Raw genomic sequence first — 14,745 nt, 5'->3', positions numbered from 1 at the left:
GCCGCTCTCCGCGATCCGCCGCCTCGCGACTCCGCTCGCCCTCATCCGCCGCCACGGCATTCAGTCACGACGCACCGGGCCGGCGGTGCCGAATCCGCCCGCACTCCGGTGGGCCTCCCGCGCCGCCCTTCCGCTGGCCGGTGGCCGGAACCACCCCGACACTGGAGCAGTGCGCCCAGCCAAAGCGACCGCCGCAGCACTCACCGCCGTCCTCGCCGCCGGCATGGCATCCGTGGCCGCCGGCCGGCTGGCCAGCGACGCCGCGCTGAAGGCGCCCGCCGGCCGCCCGCTGCCCACCGAGCCGCGGCTCACCGTGCACGGCACGGAGGCCGGCCGGATCGCGCTCACCCGCGACCTGGCCTCCCTGCGCCCCGGCACCTACGGTCTGTCCGGCGACGGCTCCCACGCCGTCGTCGGGCCCGTCCTGGAGGCGGCCGCGCACACGGCCGACACCGTCGTACGCCGCCTGGACCGCGTCACGCACGGCACCCTCGCCCCCGGCGACGCCGTGTGGCTCACCCCCAACCTCTACGTCGGCAACCCGAGCGCCGCCCTCGGCCTCGACCACGCCGACGTCGACGTGCCCGGCGAACTCGGCGCCCTGCCCGCCTGGTTCCTGCCCGGCCACCGGGAGACCTGGGTGATCGCCGTGCACGGCCTCGGCGCCACCCGCGAGCACGCCATGAACGTCATGGGATTCCTGCACAGCCGCCGCCTGCCGGTCCTCGCGCTCGCCTACCGCGGCGACCTCGGCGCCCCCCGCCCGCCGGACGGACTGAACCACCTCGGCGAGACCGAGTGGCGGGACGTGGACGCGGCGATCCGCTACGCCGTCCGCTACGGCGCCCGCCGGGTCGTCCTCCTCGGCTGGTCCACCGGCGCCACCATGGCCCTGCGCGCCGCCGAGCACTCCGCCGTCCGCGAGCGCGTCGCCGGGCTGATCCTGGACTCGCCGGTGCTCAACTGGGAGGCCACGCTGCGCGCCCTCGCCCGGGCCCGGCACACCCCGCAGCAACTGCTGCCGCTCGCGGTGCGGGCCGCACAGGGCCGGGCCGGACTGCACGCCGACCGGGCCGCCGAGATCACCGACCCCGGCCGGCTCGCCGTACCCACCCTGATCATCCACGGCCCGGACGACCGGGTGGCGCCGTGGGAGTACTCCCGCCGCCTCGCCCGTCACCGCGCCGACCTGGTGTCCCTGCACACCGTCCCGGACGCCCCGCACGCGGCGATGTGGAACGCGGACCCGAAGGAGTACGAGGAGCGCCTGCGCCGCTTCCTGACCCCGCTGATGTGAGGGCCGGCCGACCCGGGCCCCGACCGGTCCCGGCCATTCCGTTTAAGGCTGTACGGCTGGCCTGATCACGCCTGCTCGGCCCGCGCCGGACGCCGTGCGTTGGCCAGCCCCGTCGCCCGCCGTGACATTCCGTTTGGGTTTTCGGACCGTCAACCGGAAGACTGCACCCGTGACGTCCCGTATCCCGCGCGACTCCAGGCTTCGACTCGTCCGACCGCGACCCCTGGCCGCCGCCCCCAGAGCTGTGAACCAGCGGCGCCCACGCCGCCCCGCACCCCGGCCGCCGGAGGGCACCCCCGCCCCCGCCGAACTGGCCAGAATGGCACGCGTCCGCCTGGCCGGCCCGGTCCGCGTCGCCCGCTGGGCCGACGCCGCCCTCGGACCCGGCAGCGACGGCGCCACCGCCGACGGCAAGGCCACCCTCTCCGACGCGACCGCCGAACGGGCCGCCGCCGACCTGGGGCTGAGTGCCGCTCAGGTCCGCGCCGACTGGGACACCGCCCGCCTCGCCGGACTCGTCGAGGTGCACGGCGACAGCGCCCGCCCCGGCTGGCGGCTGCGCGCCTGGGACCGCGACGACAGCGCCGTGCTGCGCGGCTGGGTCGCCCTCTTCGACGCCTGGTCGCTCGCCCACCCCGAACCGGAGGGGCTCGAGCCGGCCGCCGTCGCCGAGGTCGTCTCGGCCATGCCCCAGGTGCTCTCCTTCCTCCAGCTGTCCGCCGGGCCCGTCCCGGTCGAGCAGCTGCTCGACCTGCTCCAGCAGCGGGTCACCGAACTGCGCACCGAGCGCTGCGAGGTCTCCTACGAGCCCGGCACCGAGCGGTCCGCCGGGTCCCCGAGCCCGGCCGACCCCGGCCCCGCCGCGGACGCCCCGCTCGCGCCCCTGCTCGACTGGGCCCTGCACGCCCTGGCCTCCGTCGGCGCCCTGACCTACGGCGACGGCCAGGCCACGCTCACCCCGCTGGGCAGCTGGGCGGTCTGGGTCAAGCTGGAGCAGATCTGCGTGGCCGCGCAGAGTCCCGCCGGGAACATCGAGCAGTCGGCCGAGGACATGCTCCGCGGCTGCGCCCAGCTCCGCCCCAACGCGGCCCGCGCCGAGTACCGCGCCTGGCTCGCCGCCCGCCCCGTCGGCGGCGCCGTCACCCAGCTGATCGACGCCGCCCGCGGCGAGGACGCCCTGCTGCGCGGCCTGGCCTTCGAGGCCCTGCGCGTCGTCGGTGCCCCCGCCGAGCCCGACGTCCGGGCCGTCCTGGACGAGCCGGCGCTCAGGCCGTACGCCCTGCTGTGGATCGCCGAGCACGACGGCGTCGACCCGGAGGACGCCCACGAGGCCCTCACCCGCGAGGAGGCCACCTGGCTGTGGGTGGACACCGCCGCGGCCGTCGCCGACCACGGTGAGGCGCCGATGCTGGTCCGGCACCTGGAGTCCGCGGTGCAGCCCACCGTTCCCCAGCTGCTCGACGAGGTCCGCGCCGTCGGGCACCCGCGCACCGTGCAGGTCCTGGTCGCCCTCGCCGCCGCGCACCCCGACCCGGCCCTGGCCAAGGCCGTGCGCCGGGCCGCCTTCCAGGTGCACACCGGCAGATGAGCACACCGGGGGACAGCCGGCGCGCCCCCGGAGGCGGGGCTCAGGAACCGATCTCGGGGGCGTACGTGCCGAAACTCCAGATGGTGCCCTCGGCGTCCCGGGCCAGGTAGTCCCGCGAGCCGTAGTCCTGGTCCGTCGGGGGCATCAGGATCTCCACCCCGTGCTCCACGGCCCGCTGGTGGTGGGCGTCCACGTCGTCCACGACGACGTACACGCCGGCGGGTCCCGCGTCCTTCATCGCCGCGTCGAAGAGGCCGCCGCGGCCCTTGGAGCCGATCATCACCGCGCCGTTGCCCTGCACCAGCTCGGCGTGCATCACCTTGCCGTCCTCGGTCTCGTACACCGACAGCTCGGTGAAGCCGAGGGCCTCGGTCAGCTGCCTGAGCGCCGCCCGCGCGTCCGCGTACAGCAGCGTGGGGTAGATGCTCGGCCGTCCCGCGCCCGTGCCTGCCATGCCGATCACTCCTTCGTGCGTCGGTTCCGTGGCGTGCCGTTCAGTCTCGCAGCCCCCACTGACACCGGCTCAGCGGAACGTGTCGCACTGCTTCGAGCCGCCCGTCCGGTACCCCTGCCGGAACCTCCGCTGCCGCTGCCGCTGCCGCTGCCGCGCCCGACCGTGCGGCCGCGTCTGCGGGTCGACTCGTCCGGCGTGGTCGCCGCGCGCCGCGCCCACACGCCCGCGTATCTCGCGGGTGTCCAGATTCGCGTCGTACCACCGCACGCGTCACCGCCTTCCGCCCGCGCCGTCGCGCTCACCGTCCCGAGCCCGCCGCCGTCCCTGCCCGCCCCACCGTCCCCGCCCCCGGCCCGACACCCGAACGGGCGACTTCGCGAGGTCGGCCCGGCCCCGGCACCCGGCCCCCACCACCGGCCCTCACTACGCTCGGCGCCTGATCCATGGCCGTGGGCAGCGAAGGGGGAGACCACCGTTCCCGTGCGCGTTCGCCGAGCCGTCGGCCTCCTCCTGGCGTTCTGCCTCCTCGGCGCGGCCCATCACCTTCGGCCCGTCCCCTACGGTGACCGTCTCGTCCACTCCGCGCGCGGGGAGCGGCAGCCGCATGCCGGCGGCACCTGGACCCCGCGCGTGCGGGGGACCGCCGTGGTCGCCTACGACACCCGCACCGGCGCGCCGCGGTGGCGCTACGCCCGCGCGGGGCACCGACCGGTTGCCGTGGTGCACGCGCGCGTGCAGGTGATCGCGCTCTGGGACGACGGGCTGCTCACCGACACCGACGGCCGCTCGGTGCGCTGGCACCGCGCCCTGCCCGACGCGGCCGAGTGGCTCCCGGGCCAGGGCGGCACCGGCGTCCTGCGCCCCCTCGGGCGCGGCATCCTCGCCGTCGTCACCCCGCGCCGCGTCACCGCGTACCGCACCTCCGACGGCGATCTGCGCTGGGTGCTGCCCGCCCGGAAGGGCTGCGTGTTCCGGCCGGAGCACGCCCTGCGCCGCGCCCCGGCCCTGCTCGTCGCCCAGCCGTGCGCGGACGCGGCATGGACGGAGCAGCTCGTCGCCCTGGACCACCTGGGGCGGATCACCCCCGACCGCACACCCCTGGGCAACGATCTTCCGCGGCGCGGCCCGAACGCGCGCACGTAGAAAAACCGCTTGCACGACCCCGTTAGACTTGTCCCATGGCCATTCTCCTCGCGCATTAGACGGCGGGAACGTCCTCAGCCGCCCACCCGTCAATCCCTGTACGCCCTGGAGTCTGTCCTTGATCTCCGCCTCCGGTATCGAGCTGCGCGCCGGTGCGCGCGTCCTCATCGAGAACGCCACCTTCCGTGTCGCCAAGGGCGACCGCATCGGCCTCGTCGGCCGCAACGGCGCGGGCAAGACCACCCTCACCAAGTGCCTGGCCGGCGAGGGCATCCCGGCCGGCGGCACGATCACCCGCTCCGGCGAGGTCGGCTACCTCCCGCAGGACCCGCGCACCGGCGACCTCGACGTCCTCGCCCGCGACCGCGTCCTGTCCGCGCGCGGCCTCGACGTGCTGATCCGCAAGATGCGCGAGAACGAGGAGCGCATCGCGAACGGCAAGGGCGCCACCCGCGAGAAGGCCCTCAGGCAGTACGAGCGCCAGGAGACGGAGTTCCTCACCAAGGGCGGGTACGCCGCCGAGGCGGAGGCCGCCACCATCGCCGCCGCGCTCAACCTGCCCGACCGCGTGCTCGGCCAGCCCCTGCACACCCTCTCCGGTGGTCAGCGGCGCCGTATCGAGCTGGCCCGCATCCTGTTCTCCGACGCGGACACGCTGCTCCTCGACGAGCCGACCAACCACCTCGACGCGGACTCGATCATCTGGCTGCGGGACTACCTGAAGACCTACCGCGGCGGCTTCATCGTGATCTCCCACGACGTCGACCTGGTCGAGACGGTCGTGAACAAGGTGTTCTACCTGGACGCGAACCGGTCCACGATCGACATCTACAACATGGGCTGGAAGCTGTACCAGCAGCAGCGCGAGGCCGACGAGAAGCGCCGCAAGCGGGAGCGCGCCAACGCCGAGAAGAAGGCCGCCGCGCTCAACGCGCAGGCCGACAAGATGCGCGCCAAGGCCACCAAGACCGTCGCCGCGCAGAACATGGCCCGCCGGGCCGAGAAGCTGCTCTCGGGCCTCGAGGACATCCGGATGTCCGACAAGGTCGCCAAACTCCGCTTCCCCGACCCCGCGCCCTGCGGCAGGACCCCGCTGACGGCCGAGAGCCTGTCGAAGTCGTACGGCTCGCTGGAGATCTTCACCGACGTCGACCTCGCCATCGACAAGGGCTCGCGGGTCGTCATCCTCGGCCTCAACGGCGCCGGCAAGACCACCCTGCTGCGTCTGCTCGCGGGCGTGGAGCAGCCGGACACCGGCCAGGTCGTCCCCGGCCACGGCCTGAAGCTCGGCTACTACGCGCAGGAGCACGAGACCCTGGACGCCGACCGCACGGTCCTGGAGAACATGCGCTCGGCCGCCCCCGACATGGACCTGGTCGAGGTTCGCAAGGTGCTGGGCTCGTTCCTGTTCTCCGGCGACGACGTCGACAAGCCCGCGGGCGTCCTCTCCGGCGGTGAGAAGACCCGTCTCGCCCTGGCCACCCTGGTGGTCTCCTCGGCGAACGTGCTCCTCCTCGACGAGCCGACCAACAACCTCGACCCCGCGAGCCGCGAGGAGATCCTCGGCGCTCTGCGCACCTACAAGGGCGCCGTCGTCCTCGTCACCCACGACGAGGGTGCCGTCGAGGCGCTCCAGCCGGAGCGGATCATCCTGCTGCCGGACGGTGTCGAGGACCTGTGGGGCTCCGACTACGCGGATCTCGTCGCCCTGGCGTGATCGAAAGCCTGATCCACTGCGTATGGATCATTCGGCCGATCAGTGATCCATCATCTGTGTGAGATCTCCTCGTATCGGGGTGTGTCCTACACGGATTTCCCGGCCGATCCCTTGGCAGCCAAGGGATCGGCCGTTTCGCGTCCCTGACCTGGCACTTCGTGAATCCACCCGTTCGGCCCCCTGCACCGGACTCCCCGGAATCTCTGATTCCCCTTGTGGGGATGCGCTCCTGTCGTCACAACGATGTCTCACGGACCTTGCCGAATGGGTGGCCATCACGCCCCGGAGGGGTGATCATGAGGAGACCAGAGCGCACTTCCCATGAGGAGGCACGGGTGGCCGAGACTCTGAAGAAGGGCAGCCGGGTGACCGGCGCCGCGCGCGACAAGCTCGCGGCAGACCTGAAGAAGAAGTACGACTCCGGTGCGAGCATCCGGGCGCTGGCCGAGGAGACCGGCCGCTCGTATGGCTTCGTACACCGGATGCTCAGCGAGTCGGGCGTCACGCTGCGTGGGCGTGGCGGAGCGACCCGGGGCAAGAAGGCCGCTACGTCCTGACTCCGGGCGGCCCATCGGCTTCGATGGTGGCCACCCGGTCGGCGGTCCCCTCAGTGCCTTGAGGACCTGGGGGTGCCTCTCGACCGGCCGGGTGGTTACTGTGCAGTCACTTAGCTCTGCTCTGCTGACCGCACCCATCGGAGGCGCCCCATGGCTTCGCCCGACCAGGACCTCGCTGCCGTACTCGACAAGGACGGCGTACGGCTCACCGTCGACGACACGCTCGCCACGGTGACGCTCACCAACCCGGCCAAGCGCAACGCGCAGAGCCCCGCCCTGTGGCGGGCGCTCACGGAGGCCGGACGGCTGTTGCCGGGCTCCGTCCGCGTCGTCGTGCTGCGTGGCGAGGGCGCATCCTTCTCCGCCGGGCTGGACCGGCAGATGTTCACCCCGGAGGGGATCCCGGGCGAGCCGACCTTCACCGATCTCGCGCGCCGTGACGACGCCGGGCTCGACGCGACCATCGCCGAATTCCAGGAGGCGTTCACCTGGTGGCGGCGCAACGACCTCGTGTCCATCGCCGCCGTCCAGGGGCATGCCATCGGTGCCGGATTCCAGCTCGCGCTCGCCTGCGACCTCAGGGTCGTCGCCGACGACGTGCAGTTCGCCATGCGCGAGACCAGCCTGGGCATCGTCCCGGACCTGACCGGCACGCACCCGCTGGTCGGTCTCGTCGGGTACGCCCGCGCGCTCGAGATCTGTGTGACCGGGCGGTTCGTCGGGGCCCAGGAGGCGGTGACGAGCGGGCTGGCCAACCTCGCCGTGCCCGCGGCCGAACTCGACGCCGCGGCACGGGACCTGGCGGCGGCGCTGCTCGCCGCGCCGCGGGACGCGGTCGTGGAGACCAAGGCGTTGCTGCGGGGCGCCCTCGACCGCACGTACGACGACCAGCGTGCCGCGGAGCGGGCTGCTCAGGCCCGGCGGCTGCGGGATCTGGCCGGCGTGGGCGAATGAGCGCTGCGCCGGGCAACCGCCCGGCGCCGGTCGCCGTGCCCACCCGATCCGCCTGTGGAACGACTGCCCACGGCGAGCGGGGCGGGTGAGGTGAGGCTGCTCGGGACGGAGCGGTCAGTTCACCGCCGTGATCAGCACCGACACCGTCGGGTGGTCCTCCAGCGATTCCCGTACGGCCTCGCGGACCCGCCGGGCCACGTCCACGGCCCGGTGGTCCGCGCTCGTGGCCAGTTCCACGCGCACGTGCCGGTGCGGCAGAGCGGCCACCGCCACGCGCTCCTGCAGGTGCACCGCCCGGCCGAGGCCGCCGAGCGACCCCGTCAGTCCGGTCACCCCGGCGACGGCCAGCGCGGCCGCGGCCACCCGGGCCTCGTCCGGGTCCGTCGCCTCCCGGGCGGGCGTCGACTGCGGCGCGCGTACCGCCGTGGTGGCCCCACCCTCCGGCTCCAGCAGGTCCGTCACCCGCAGGTCCACCTCCGTCACGGCGAGACCGAGCCGCTCCGTCGCGGCCGTGGCCAGCGTCAGCCGGAGCCGGGACGCCAGCGCGGGCAGCGGCTCGGCGGCCGTCGCCACGAAGTCCGCCGTCACCCGCAGCGCACCGGGCGGCAGCGCCCCCGGCGGACCCGGTACGACGGGCTCCTGCGTCTCCTCCGGATCGGCGAGCGCGATCCGCAGCGCGCCCAGCCGCACCTGCGGTAGCCCGTCCCTCGCCGCGCGCCCCAGCACCGCCGCCGCCGCGCCTTCCGCGATCCACGCGCCGTCGCGCGGTCCACCGAGCGGCAGCAGCCTGCCCAGTGCCACCTGCTGCCGTACTGCTTGTGTCCACCGGTCCGCCGTCATTACTCCAGCTTGCCGTATCCGTGGCGCGAAGTCGGGCAACCTTGCTTACGGTGGTCGTAGGACGACGACCGAAGGGACGTGCGGCGATGACCGACATGACGACGACCCCAGAGGGCGGCCCCGAACCTCAGGTCTCGACTCGCAAGGCCACCCGGCGCGGCGGAGGCGATCCGGCGACCCGGGGGCGGACGACCATCGCCGACGGCGTCGTGGAGAAGATCGCCGGCCTCGCCGCCCGGGATGTCCTCGGCGTCCACGCCATGGGCAGCGGACTCTCCCGCACCTTCGGCGCGATGCGCGACCGGGTGCCCGGCGGCGGCAAATCGGTGACCCGGGGCGTGAAGGCCGAGGTCGGCGAGGTGCAGACCGCGCTCGACCTGGAGATCGTGGTGGATTACGGCGTGGCCATCTCCGACGTGGCCCACGCGGTGCGGGAGAACGTGATCGGCGCGGTGGAGCGCATGACCGGGCTCGAGGTCGTCGAGGTGAACATCGCCGTGAGCGATGTCAAGCTCCCGGAAGAGGAGGAGGAAGAGGAGCCGGCACCCCGGATCCAGTGAGCCGACGGCACCGGACACCGCACGCCTGACGAGCTGAGGAGCGCAGCATGAATATGGCCATGATCGGCATGGTCGCCGGAATGGCGCTGGGTTTCGCCGGCTATTTCGGCGGTTTCGGTGCCTTCCTGCTGGTGGCGGCCCTGGGTGCCGTCGGGTTCGTCGTCGGCCGGTTGCTGGAGGGCGACTGGGAACTGGATGACTTCTTCCGCACCCGCGGTGACCGGCGCGGCCGGCAGCGGTGACCGCCGTGAGCGAGGAGACCGGCACGGTAGGCCGGCCCGTGGCCGTCGTGCCGCCCGGCGAGCGGGGCGCCACCCGGATCGCCGACCGGGTCGTCACGAAGATCGCGACCCAGGCCGCACGCGAGGCGCTCGCCCCGCTGCCCGCCGGCGCCGCGGCGCCGCACGCCACGGTCGTCGTCCACCACGAGACGGTCCGCGTCCGGGTGCACGTCGACCTCGGGTACCCCTGCGACATCGGCGCCCGCTGTGCCGTCGTGCGTCGCCACGTCACGGAGCGCGTAGGAACGTTGGTGGACATGGCGGTGCGGGAGGTCGCCGTCCAGGTCGAGCGGCTGCACCTGGCACCGGCCCCCGGCGCGGCCCACGGGAGGACGGCATGAGCGAGCCCCGGCCGCCCGAGGACACCACCCAACGGCTGCCCGTCCTCGACGGCGACAAGACCCCCGACGCCCCACCGCCCCCGCTGCCCGGGAGCAGCGGCCGCTTCTGGTCGGCGCGCCGCGTCCCGGCGGGCATCGTGGCCCTGCTCCTGCTGGCCGGTGCGGGCGTCTTCCTGTACGACATCGCCGCCGTACGTGCCCACCGCCCCGCGATGCGCTGGCGGCGCGTCCTCGCCCGGCAGCTCACCGAACGGCCCCTGGACGACACCTGGGTGCTGGTCGGGGCGGGCGTCGCCGCCGCCCTCGGCCTGTGGCTGCTCGTGCTCGCCGGCACACCGGGCCTGCGCGGTCTGCTGCCCATGCGGCGCCCGCGCCCGGAGGTCCGCGCCGGACTGAGGCGTGAGGCGGCCGCCCTGGTGCTGCGCGACCGGGCGATGCAGATCTCCGGCGTGCAGGCGGCACAGGTGCGGATGCGCCGGAGGAAGGCGCTCGTCCGGGCGGTCTCGCACTTCCGCGACCTCGACGACGTACACACCGACCTGGACGCGGCGCTCACCGACGCGCTCCCCGGACTCGGGCTGGCCCGCCCGCCCGCGCTGTCGGTGCGCGTCCGACGGCCCGGACGGAAGGGATGAGGCAGATGCACAGGGGCCGCGTGAACCGCGTAGTGATCGGCCTGGTGGGGCTGTTGCTGCTCGCGCTGGGCGGCGCGGTGCTGGCCGTGGGCCTGGGCGTACGGCCGCCGCGCTGGTGGCTGCACACCGGCCCGCACGACGTCCTGCTCAGCGAGGCCGAGCGCACCCGCTGGGCGGACGCCGGCTGGTGGTGGCCGGCGGTCATCGCCGCCCTGGCCCTCCTTGTGCTGCTCGCCCTGTGGTGGCTGGTGGCGATCCTGCGCCGGCGCCGCCTGGCCGAGGTGCTGGTCGACACCGGCGACGGCGCGGGCGCCCTGCTGCGCACCAGGGCCCTGGAGGCGGCCCTGGCGCAGGAGGCGGCCCAGCAGGAGGGCGTGGCCCACACCGAGATCCGGCTGACGGGCCGTCGTACGGCACCGGCGGCCCGCGTCGGCCTGCGGCTGGAGCCCGAGGTGGACCCCGCGACGGCCCTGCACGACTTCACCGCCCGGTCCCTGAGGCACGCACGGGAGTCGGCGGGCCTGGCGGCACTTCCGGCGGAGGTGCGGCTGAGGGCGGTCCGGCATCGTGCGGAGAGGGTGACGTGACAGGCGACGGCGAGGACGCCGACCTGACCCTGACGAGGAACCGCCCTCAGAACCCGTGCCTCATCCCCCCGTCGACGGGCACCATGATCCCGGTCAAGTAGGAAGCGGCCGGAGACAGCAGGAACGCCGCCACTCGCCCGAACTCCTCCGGCGCCCCGTACCGCCGCAACGGAATCCGCGACTCGTTGGCCGCCCGAGTGGCCGCCGGATCCGCGGACAACCCGTCCAGCTCGCGCACGCGATCCGTGTCGATACGGGCCGGCAGCAGCCCGACCACGCGGATCCCGCGCGGCCCCAGCTCGTCCGCGATCGACTTGGCGAACCCGGCGAGGCCGGGCCGCAGCCCGTTGGAGACGGTCAGCCCGGGGAGCGGCTCGTGCACCGACCCCGACAGCACGAACCCGATGACACCGCCCTCCGCCAATTCCGCCGCCGCCGCGCGAGCGAGCCGTACCGCCCCGAGGAACACCGACTCGAACGCGTCCCGCCACTGCTCGTCGGTGTTGTCGGCGACGAATCCGGGTGGCGGTCCGCCCACGCTCACCAGCACCCCGTGGAAGCCGCCGAAGTGCTCCCGGGCGGCCGCGATCAGCCGCTCGGCCGCCTGCGCGTCGGCGTTGTCCACGGCCATGCCCACCGCGTTCGGGCCCAGTTCGGCGGCGGCGTCGGCGACCCGCTTCTCGTCCCGGCCGGTGATGACCACCTTCGCCCCGTCGGCGACGAGTTCCCGCGCGGCCGCGTTGCCCAGCCCGCGCGTCGCTCCGGTGACGACGTACACCCGGTCCTTCAGTCCAAGATCCATGGCCCTATCCTGCCTCGTCGGCCCCGAACAGCGTGAGGGCGGTGTTCACCAGGGCGATGTGGCTGAAGGCCTGCGGATAGTTGCCCAGCTGACAGCCCAGGTCCGGGTCGTACTCCTCGGCCAGCAGGCCCACGTCGTTGACGAGGCCCACCAGTCGTTCGAACAACTCCCGGGCCTCGTCCCCGCGGCCCGTCACATGCAGGGCCTGCGCGAGCCAGAAGGAGCAGGCCAGGAAGGCGCCCTCGCCGCCGGGCATCCCGTCCACGCCGACCGCGTCGGTGTCGTACCGGCGCAGGAGACCGCCGTGGTCGAGGTCCGCGCGGATCGCGTCGACCGTGCCGAGCACCCGCGGATCGTCGGGCGGCAGGAAGCCGACGCGGGGGATGAGCAGCAGGGCGGCGTCCAGCTCGCGCGAGCCGTAGTACTGGGTGAACGTGTTGCGTTCGGGATCGAAGCCCTTGTCGCACACCTCCCGGTGCACCTCGTCACGCATCGCCCACCAGCCGTCCAGATCGCCGTGCAGCTCCGGGTACTTCTCCAGGGTCCGTACGGCGCGGTCGGCGGCCACCCACACCATCACCTTCGAGTGCACGAACTGGCGCCGGCCGCCGCGCACCTCCCACAGGCTCTCGTCGGGCTGCCGCCAGGCCGACTCGAGGAACTCCATCAGCGAGCGCTGCAGCGACCACATGTGCGGCTTGGTGGGCAGGCCGGCGGCGCGGGCCAGGGACAGCGAGTCCATGACCTCGCCGTACACGTCCAGCTGGAGCTGCTCGACGGCGCTGTTGCCGACCCGTACGGGCGCGGAGCCGGCGAAACCGGGCAGCCAGGGCAGTTCCCACTCCGGCAGCCGTCGCTCGCCCGCCACTCCGTACATGATCTGCAGGTCCGCCGGGTCTCCCGCGACCGCGCGCAGCAGCCAGTCGCGCCAGGCCTCGGCCTCCGTGTGGTAGCCCGCGGACAGCAGGGCGCCGAGGGTGAGGGTGGAGTCGCGCAGCCAGCAGTAGCGGTAGTCCCAGTTGCGCACACCCTCCAGTTCCTCGGGCAGCGAGGTGGTGGCCGCTGCGACGATCCCGCCGGTCGGGGCGTAGGTGAGCGCCTTGAGAGTGATCAGGGACCGTACGACGACGTCCCGGTACGGCCCGTCGTACCGGCAGCGTCCCGCCCAGCGCCGCCAGTCCCGGATGCTGGTGCTCAGTGCCTCGTACGGGTCGATCAGCGGTGGGCGCCGCTCGTGCGAGGGGTGCCAGGTGAGCACGAACGCCACCCGCTCGCCTTCCGCGACGGTGAACTCGGAGTGGGTTCCGAAGTCCTCGCCCCAGGTGCGTACGGCCGGCTCGGAGCGCAGCCACACCGAGTCCGGGCCCGCGATGGCCACCCGGTGGCCGTCCGAGCGGCGCACCCACGGCATGATCGAGCCGTAGTCGAAGCGCAGGCGCAGGGCACTGTGGACGGTGACCCGGCCGCTGATCCCTTCGACGATGCGGACGACGTCGGGGGCGCGTTCGCGCTGCGGCATCAGGTCGATGACGCGCACCGTGCCGTCGGCGGTCTCCCACTCGGTGTCCAGGACGAGGGTGTCGGACCGGTAGGCGCGGCGGGTGCAGGTGTCCGCTCCCTTGGGGGCGATCCGCCAGTGGCCGTGGTCCTCGTCGCCCAGGAGTCTTGCGAAGCAGGCGCCGGAGTCGAAGCGGGGCAGGCACAGCCAGTCGATCGAGCCGTCCTTGCCGACGAGGGCGGCGGTCTGTTCGTCGCCGATGAGGGCGTAGTCCTCGATGCGCGCGTTCACGGGGTCCGGTTTCCCGGCGGATCAGGAGGCCAATCAGGTGGTGCGCCGGGGGAGTGACGCTTCCACGGCGGCCGGGGCCCGCTCAGACCGTGGCGGGTTCGCTCTCCTCCGGCGTGCGCTCCGCCGCGGTCTCCTCCCGGTCGCGGATCTCGCGCCGGACGAGGAACCACCAGCCGACCGGAACCGCCGCCGCGAACAGCCACCACTGGATCATGTACGCGTAGTTCAGCGGCGCGTCCTCGCTGCCGGGGTCGGAGATCTGCTCCGGGGAGCCGCCCTTGGGCGCGGGCGCCGTCTGCTCGACATAGCCACCGAGCACCTGCGCGCCGAGCCGCCGCGCCTCCTCCGCGCTGTTGATCAGCATGATCTGCCGGTCCGGGAGGCCCTTGACGTTCTTGATGCCGCTCGCCGCGGTCGTCTCGTCGGCCTTCAGCCGCCCGGTCAGGGTGGTGCGGCCGGCAGGCGGTGCGGGAATTTTCGGGAAGGCGGTCTGCACGCCGTTCGCGGGGATCCAGCCGCGGTTGACGAGGAGCACCTTGCCGTCGGTGAGGACGAACGGGGTGAGGACGTGGAAGCCGACCTCGCCGTCGGAGCTGGTCCGGCGCCGGACCACGACCTCCCTGGCGGTGTCGAAGGTGCCGGTCGCGGTGACCGTGCGGTACTTCTCGGCGCGGGTCACCGTGTGCCCGACAGAGGTCAGCCGCTCCACCGGGACCGGCTCGGCGTGCAGCGCGCTGGAGACGAGGTCGTTGCGGGCGGTGCGCTCCTCGTACCGGTGCTGCTGCCAGAAGCCCAACTTGATCATCGTCGGGATCAGTGCGATCGCGACGAGCGTGAGGATCACCCACTGGCGGGACAACAGGAAGCGGTAGCGGTGCACCCCACGACGGTACCTCCGAGCCGTGGGGTGCGATCAGGCGGGTACCGGGTCACACCCGGTCCACGACTCCCGTCCTCCCCTCCGCCCGGGCGCAGTGGGCGCCGCAGTACCAGTGGCCCTCCACCTCGACGCCCTGCCCGATGATCTGCACCCGGCAGTGCTCGCAGAGGGGGGCCATGCGATGGATCGCACAGGAAAAGCAGTCGAACACATGTACTGCGCCCTGCGCGTGGACCTCGAAGGTCATTCCGTAGTCATTGCCGCAAACTTCACATGTCGCCATGCGCCACAGGGTGGGCCGTCGTCGGGGTACGGGCGAG

Annotated in this window: 17 protein-coding genes; 11 read left to right on the top strand and 6 right to left on the bottom strand. The window is 73.5% G+C overall.

Features of this window, described 5'->3' with window-relative positions; all coding sequences use genetic code 11:
* Window positions 1-169 precede the first annotated feature (169 nt).
* Window positions 170-1,297, top strand: coding sequence for an alpha/beta hydrolase (locus tag ACGFRF_RS18225; protein ID WP_393740985.1), 1,128 nt, complete (start codon window positions 170-172; stop codon window positions 1,295-1,297).
* Window positions 1,298-1,616: 319 nt separating this feature from the next.
* On the top strand, window positions 1,617-2,885 hold the full coding sequence (locus ACGFRF_RS18220; protein ID WP_393740983.1) for a hypothetical protein: 1,269 nt from the start codon (window positions 1,617-1,619) through the stop codon (window positions 2,883-2,885).
* A gap of 40 nt (window positions 2,886-2,925) precedes the next feature.
* Here ACGFRF_RS18220 and ACGFRF_RS18215 read toward each other — a convergent pair whose 3' ends face one another.
* Window positions 2,926-3,339, bottom strand: coding sequence for a VOC family protein (locus tag ACGFRF_RS18215; protein WP_393740982.1), 414 nt, complete (start codon window positions 3,337-3,339; stop codon window positions 2,926-2,928).
* Between the two features lie 480 nt (window positions 3,340-3,819).
* Between ACGFRF_RS18215 and ACGFRF_RS18210 the strand changes: the two genes are divergently transcribed.
* The 4 genes from ACGFRF_RS18210 to ACGFRF_RS18195 all read left to right on the top strand — a co-directional run bounded on the left by ACGFRF_RS18210 (window position 3,820) and on the right by ACGFRF_RS18195 (window position 7,710).
* Window positions 3,820-4,482, top strand: a complete 663-nt coding sequence (locus ACGFRF_RS18210) for a hypothetical protein (RefSeq protein WP_393740980.1) — start codon at window positions 3,820-3,822, stop codon at window positions 4,480-4,482.
* A gap of 118 nt (window positions 4,483-4,600) precedes the next feature.
* Window positions 4,601-6,199: a ribosomal protection-like ABC-F family protein gene (abc-f, locus tag ACGFRF_RS18205; RefSeq protein ID WP_393740978.1), complete on the top strand. Its 1,599-nt coding sequence runs from the start codon at window positions 4,601-4,603 to the stop codon at window positions 6,197-6,199.
* A 335-nt stretch (window positions 6,200-6,534) separates the two neighbouring features.
* Entirely contained in the window at window positions 6,535-6,756 is a 222-nt protein-coding gene (locus ACGFRF_RS18200) for a helix-turn-helix domain-containing protein (protein ID WP_010355597.1), read from the top strand.
* A gap of 150 nt (window positions 6,757-6,906) precedes the next feature.
* Window positions 6,907-7,710 (top strand): enoyl-CoA hydratase/isomerase family protein, encoded by an 804-nt coding sequence (locus tag ACGFRF_RS18195; RefSeq protein ID WP_393740976.1) that lies wholly within the window; start codon window positions 6,907-6,909, stop codon window positions 7,708-7,710.
* 114 nt (window positions 7,711-7,824) lie between these two features.
* On the opposite strand, the gene ACGFRF_RS18190 is transcribed toward ACGFRF_RS18195, so the two are convergent.
* Window positions 7,825-8,550, bottom strand: coding sequence for a nucleopolyhedrovirus P10 family protein (locus ACGFRF_RS18190; protein ID WP_393740974.1), 726 nt, complete (start codon window positions 8,548-8,550; stop codon window positions 7,825-7,827).
* An 86-nt stretch (window positions 8,551-8,636) separates the two neighbouring features.
* On the opposite strand from ACGFRF_RS18190, the gene ACGFRF_RS18185 reads away from it, so the two are divergent.
* The 5 genes from ACGFRF_RS18185 to amaP are packed head-to-tail and all read left to right on the top strand — an operon-like array spanning window position 8,637 to window position 10,954.
* On the top strand, window positions 8,637-9,110 hold the full coding sequence (locus tag ACGFRF_RS18185) for an Asp23/Gls24 family envelope stress response protein (protein WP_393740972.1): 474 nt from the start codon (window positions 8,637-8,639) through the stop codon (window positions 9,108-9,110).
* A gap of 47 nt (window positions 9,111-9,157) precedes the next feature.
* Complete coding sequence (locus ACGFRF_RS18180; protein ID WP_393740970.1) at window positions 9,158-9,352, top strand: hypothetical protein; 195 nt, start codon at window positions 9,158-9,160, stop codon at window positions 9,350-9,352.
* Window positions 9,349-9,732, top strand: a complete 384-nt coding sequence (locus ACGFRF_RS18175; RefSeq protein ID WP_393740968.1) for a hypothetical protein — start codon at window positions 9,349-9,351, stop codon at window positions 9,730-9,732. The genes ACGFRF_RS18180 and ACGFRF_RS18175 overlap by 4 nt, the downstream gene beginning before the upstream one ends.
* A complete protein-coding gene (locus tag ACGFRF_RS18170; RefSeq protein ID WP_393740966.1) occupies window positions 9,729-10,367 on the top strand; it encodes a DUF6286 domain-containing protein in 639 nt (212 codons plus the stop codon). The genes ACGFRF_RS18175 and ACGFRF_RS18170 overlap by 4 nt, the downstream gene beginning before the upstream one ends.
* A complete protein-coding gene (gene amaP / locus ACGFRF_RS18165) occupies window positions 10,364-10,954 on the top strand; it encodes an alkaline shock response membrane anchor protein AmaP (protein ID WP_393740964.1) in 591 nt (196 codons plus the stop codon). The genes ACGFRF_RS18170 and amaP overlap by 4 nt, the downstream gene beginning before the upstream one ends.
* Window positions 10,955-11,000: 46 nt before the next feature.
* On the opposite strand, the gene ACGFRF_RS18160 is transcribed toward amaP, so the two are convergent.
* The 4 genes from ACGFRF_RS18160 to ACGFRF_RS18145 all read right to left on the bottom strand — a co-directional run bounded on the left by ACGFRF_RS18160 (window position 11,001) and on the right by ACGFRF_RS18145 (window position 14,708).
* Window positions 11,001-11,756, bottom strand: a complete 756-nt coding sequence (locus ACGFRF_RS18160; protein WP_393740962.1) for an SDR family oxidoreductase — start codon at window positions 11,754-11,756, stop codon at window positions 11,001-11,003.
* Window positions 11,757-11,760: 4 nt separating this feature from the next.
* Window positions 11,761-13,545, bottom strand: coding sequence for a glycoside hydrolase family 15 protein (locus ACGFRF_RS18155; protein ID WP_393740960.1), 1,785 nt, complete (start codon window positions 13,543-13,545; stop codon window positions 11,761-11,763).
* Between the two features lie 82 nt (window positions 13,546-13,627).
* Window positions 13,628-14,425, bottom strand: coding sequence for an SURF1 family protein (locus ACGFRF_RS18150; protein WP_393740959.1), 798 nt, complete (start codon window positions 14,423-14,425; stop codon window positions 13,628-13,630).
* A 49-nt stretch (window positions 14,426-14,474) separates the two neighbouring features.
* On the bottom strand, window positions 14,475-14,708 hold the full coding sequence (locus tag ACGFRF_RS18145) for a hypothetical protein (RefSeq protein WP_190018425.1): 234 nt from the start codon (window positions 14,706-14,708) through the stop codon (window positions 14,475-14,477).
* Window positions 14,709-14,745 lie beyond the last annotated feature (37 nt).

The sequence above is a fragment of the Streptomyces sp. NPDC048521 genome (assembly GCF_043199855.1).
Classification (GTDB): domain Bacteria; phylum Actinomycetota; class Actinomycetes; order Streptomycetales; family Streptomycetaceae; genus Streptomyces.
This window is presented reverse-complemented; position numbering and strand designations above follow the sequence as displayed.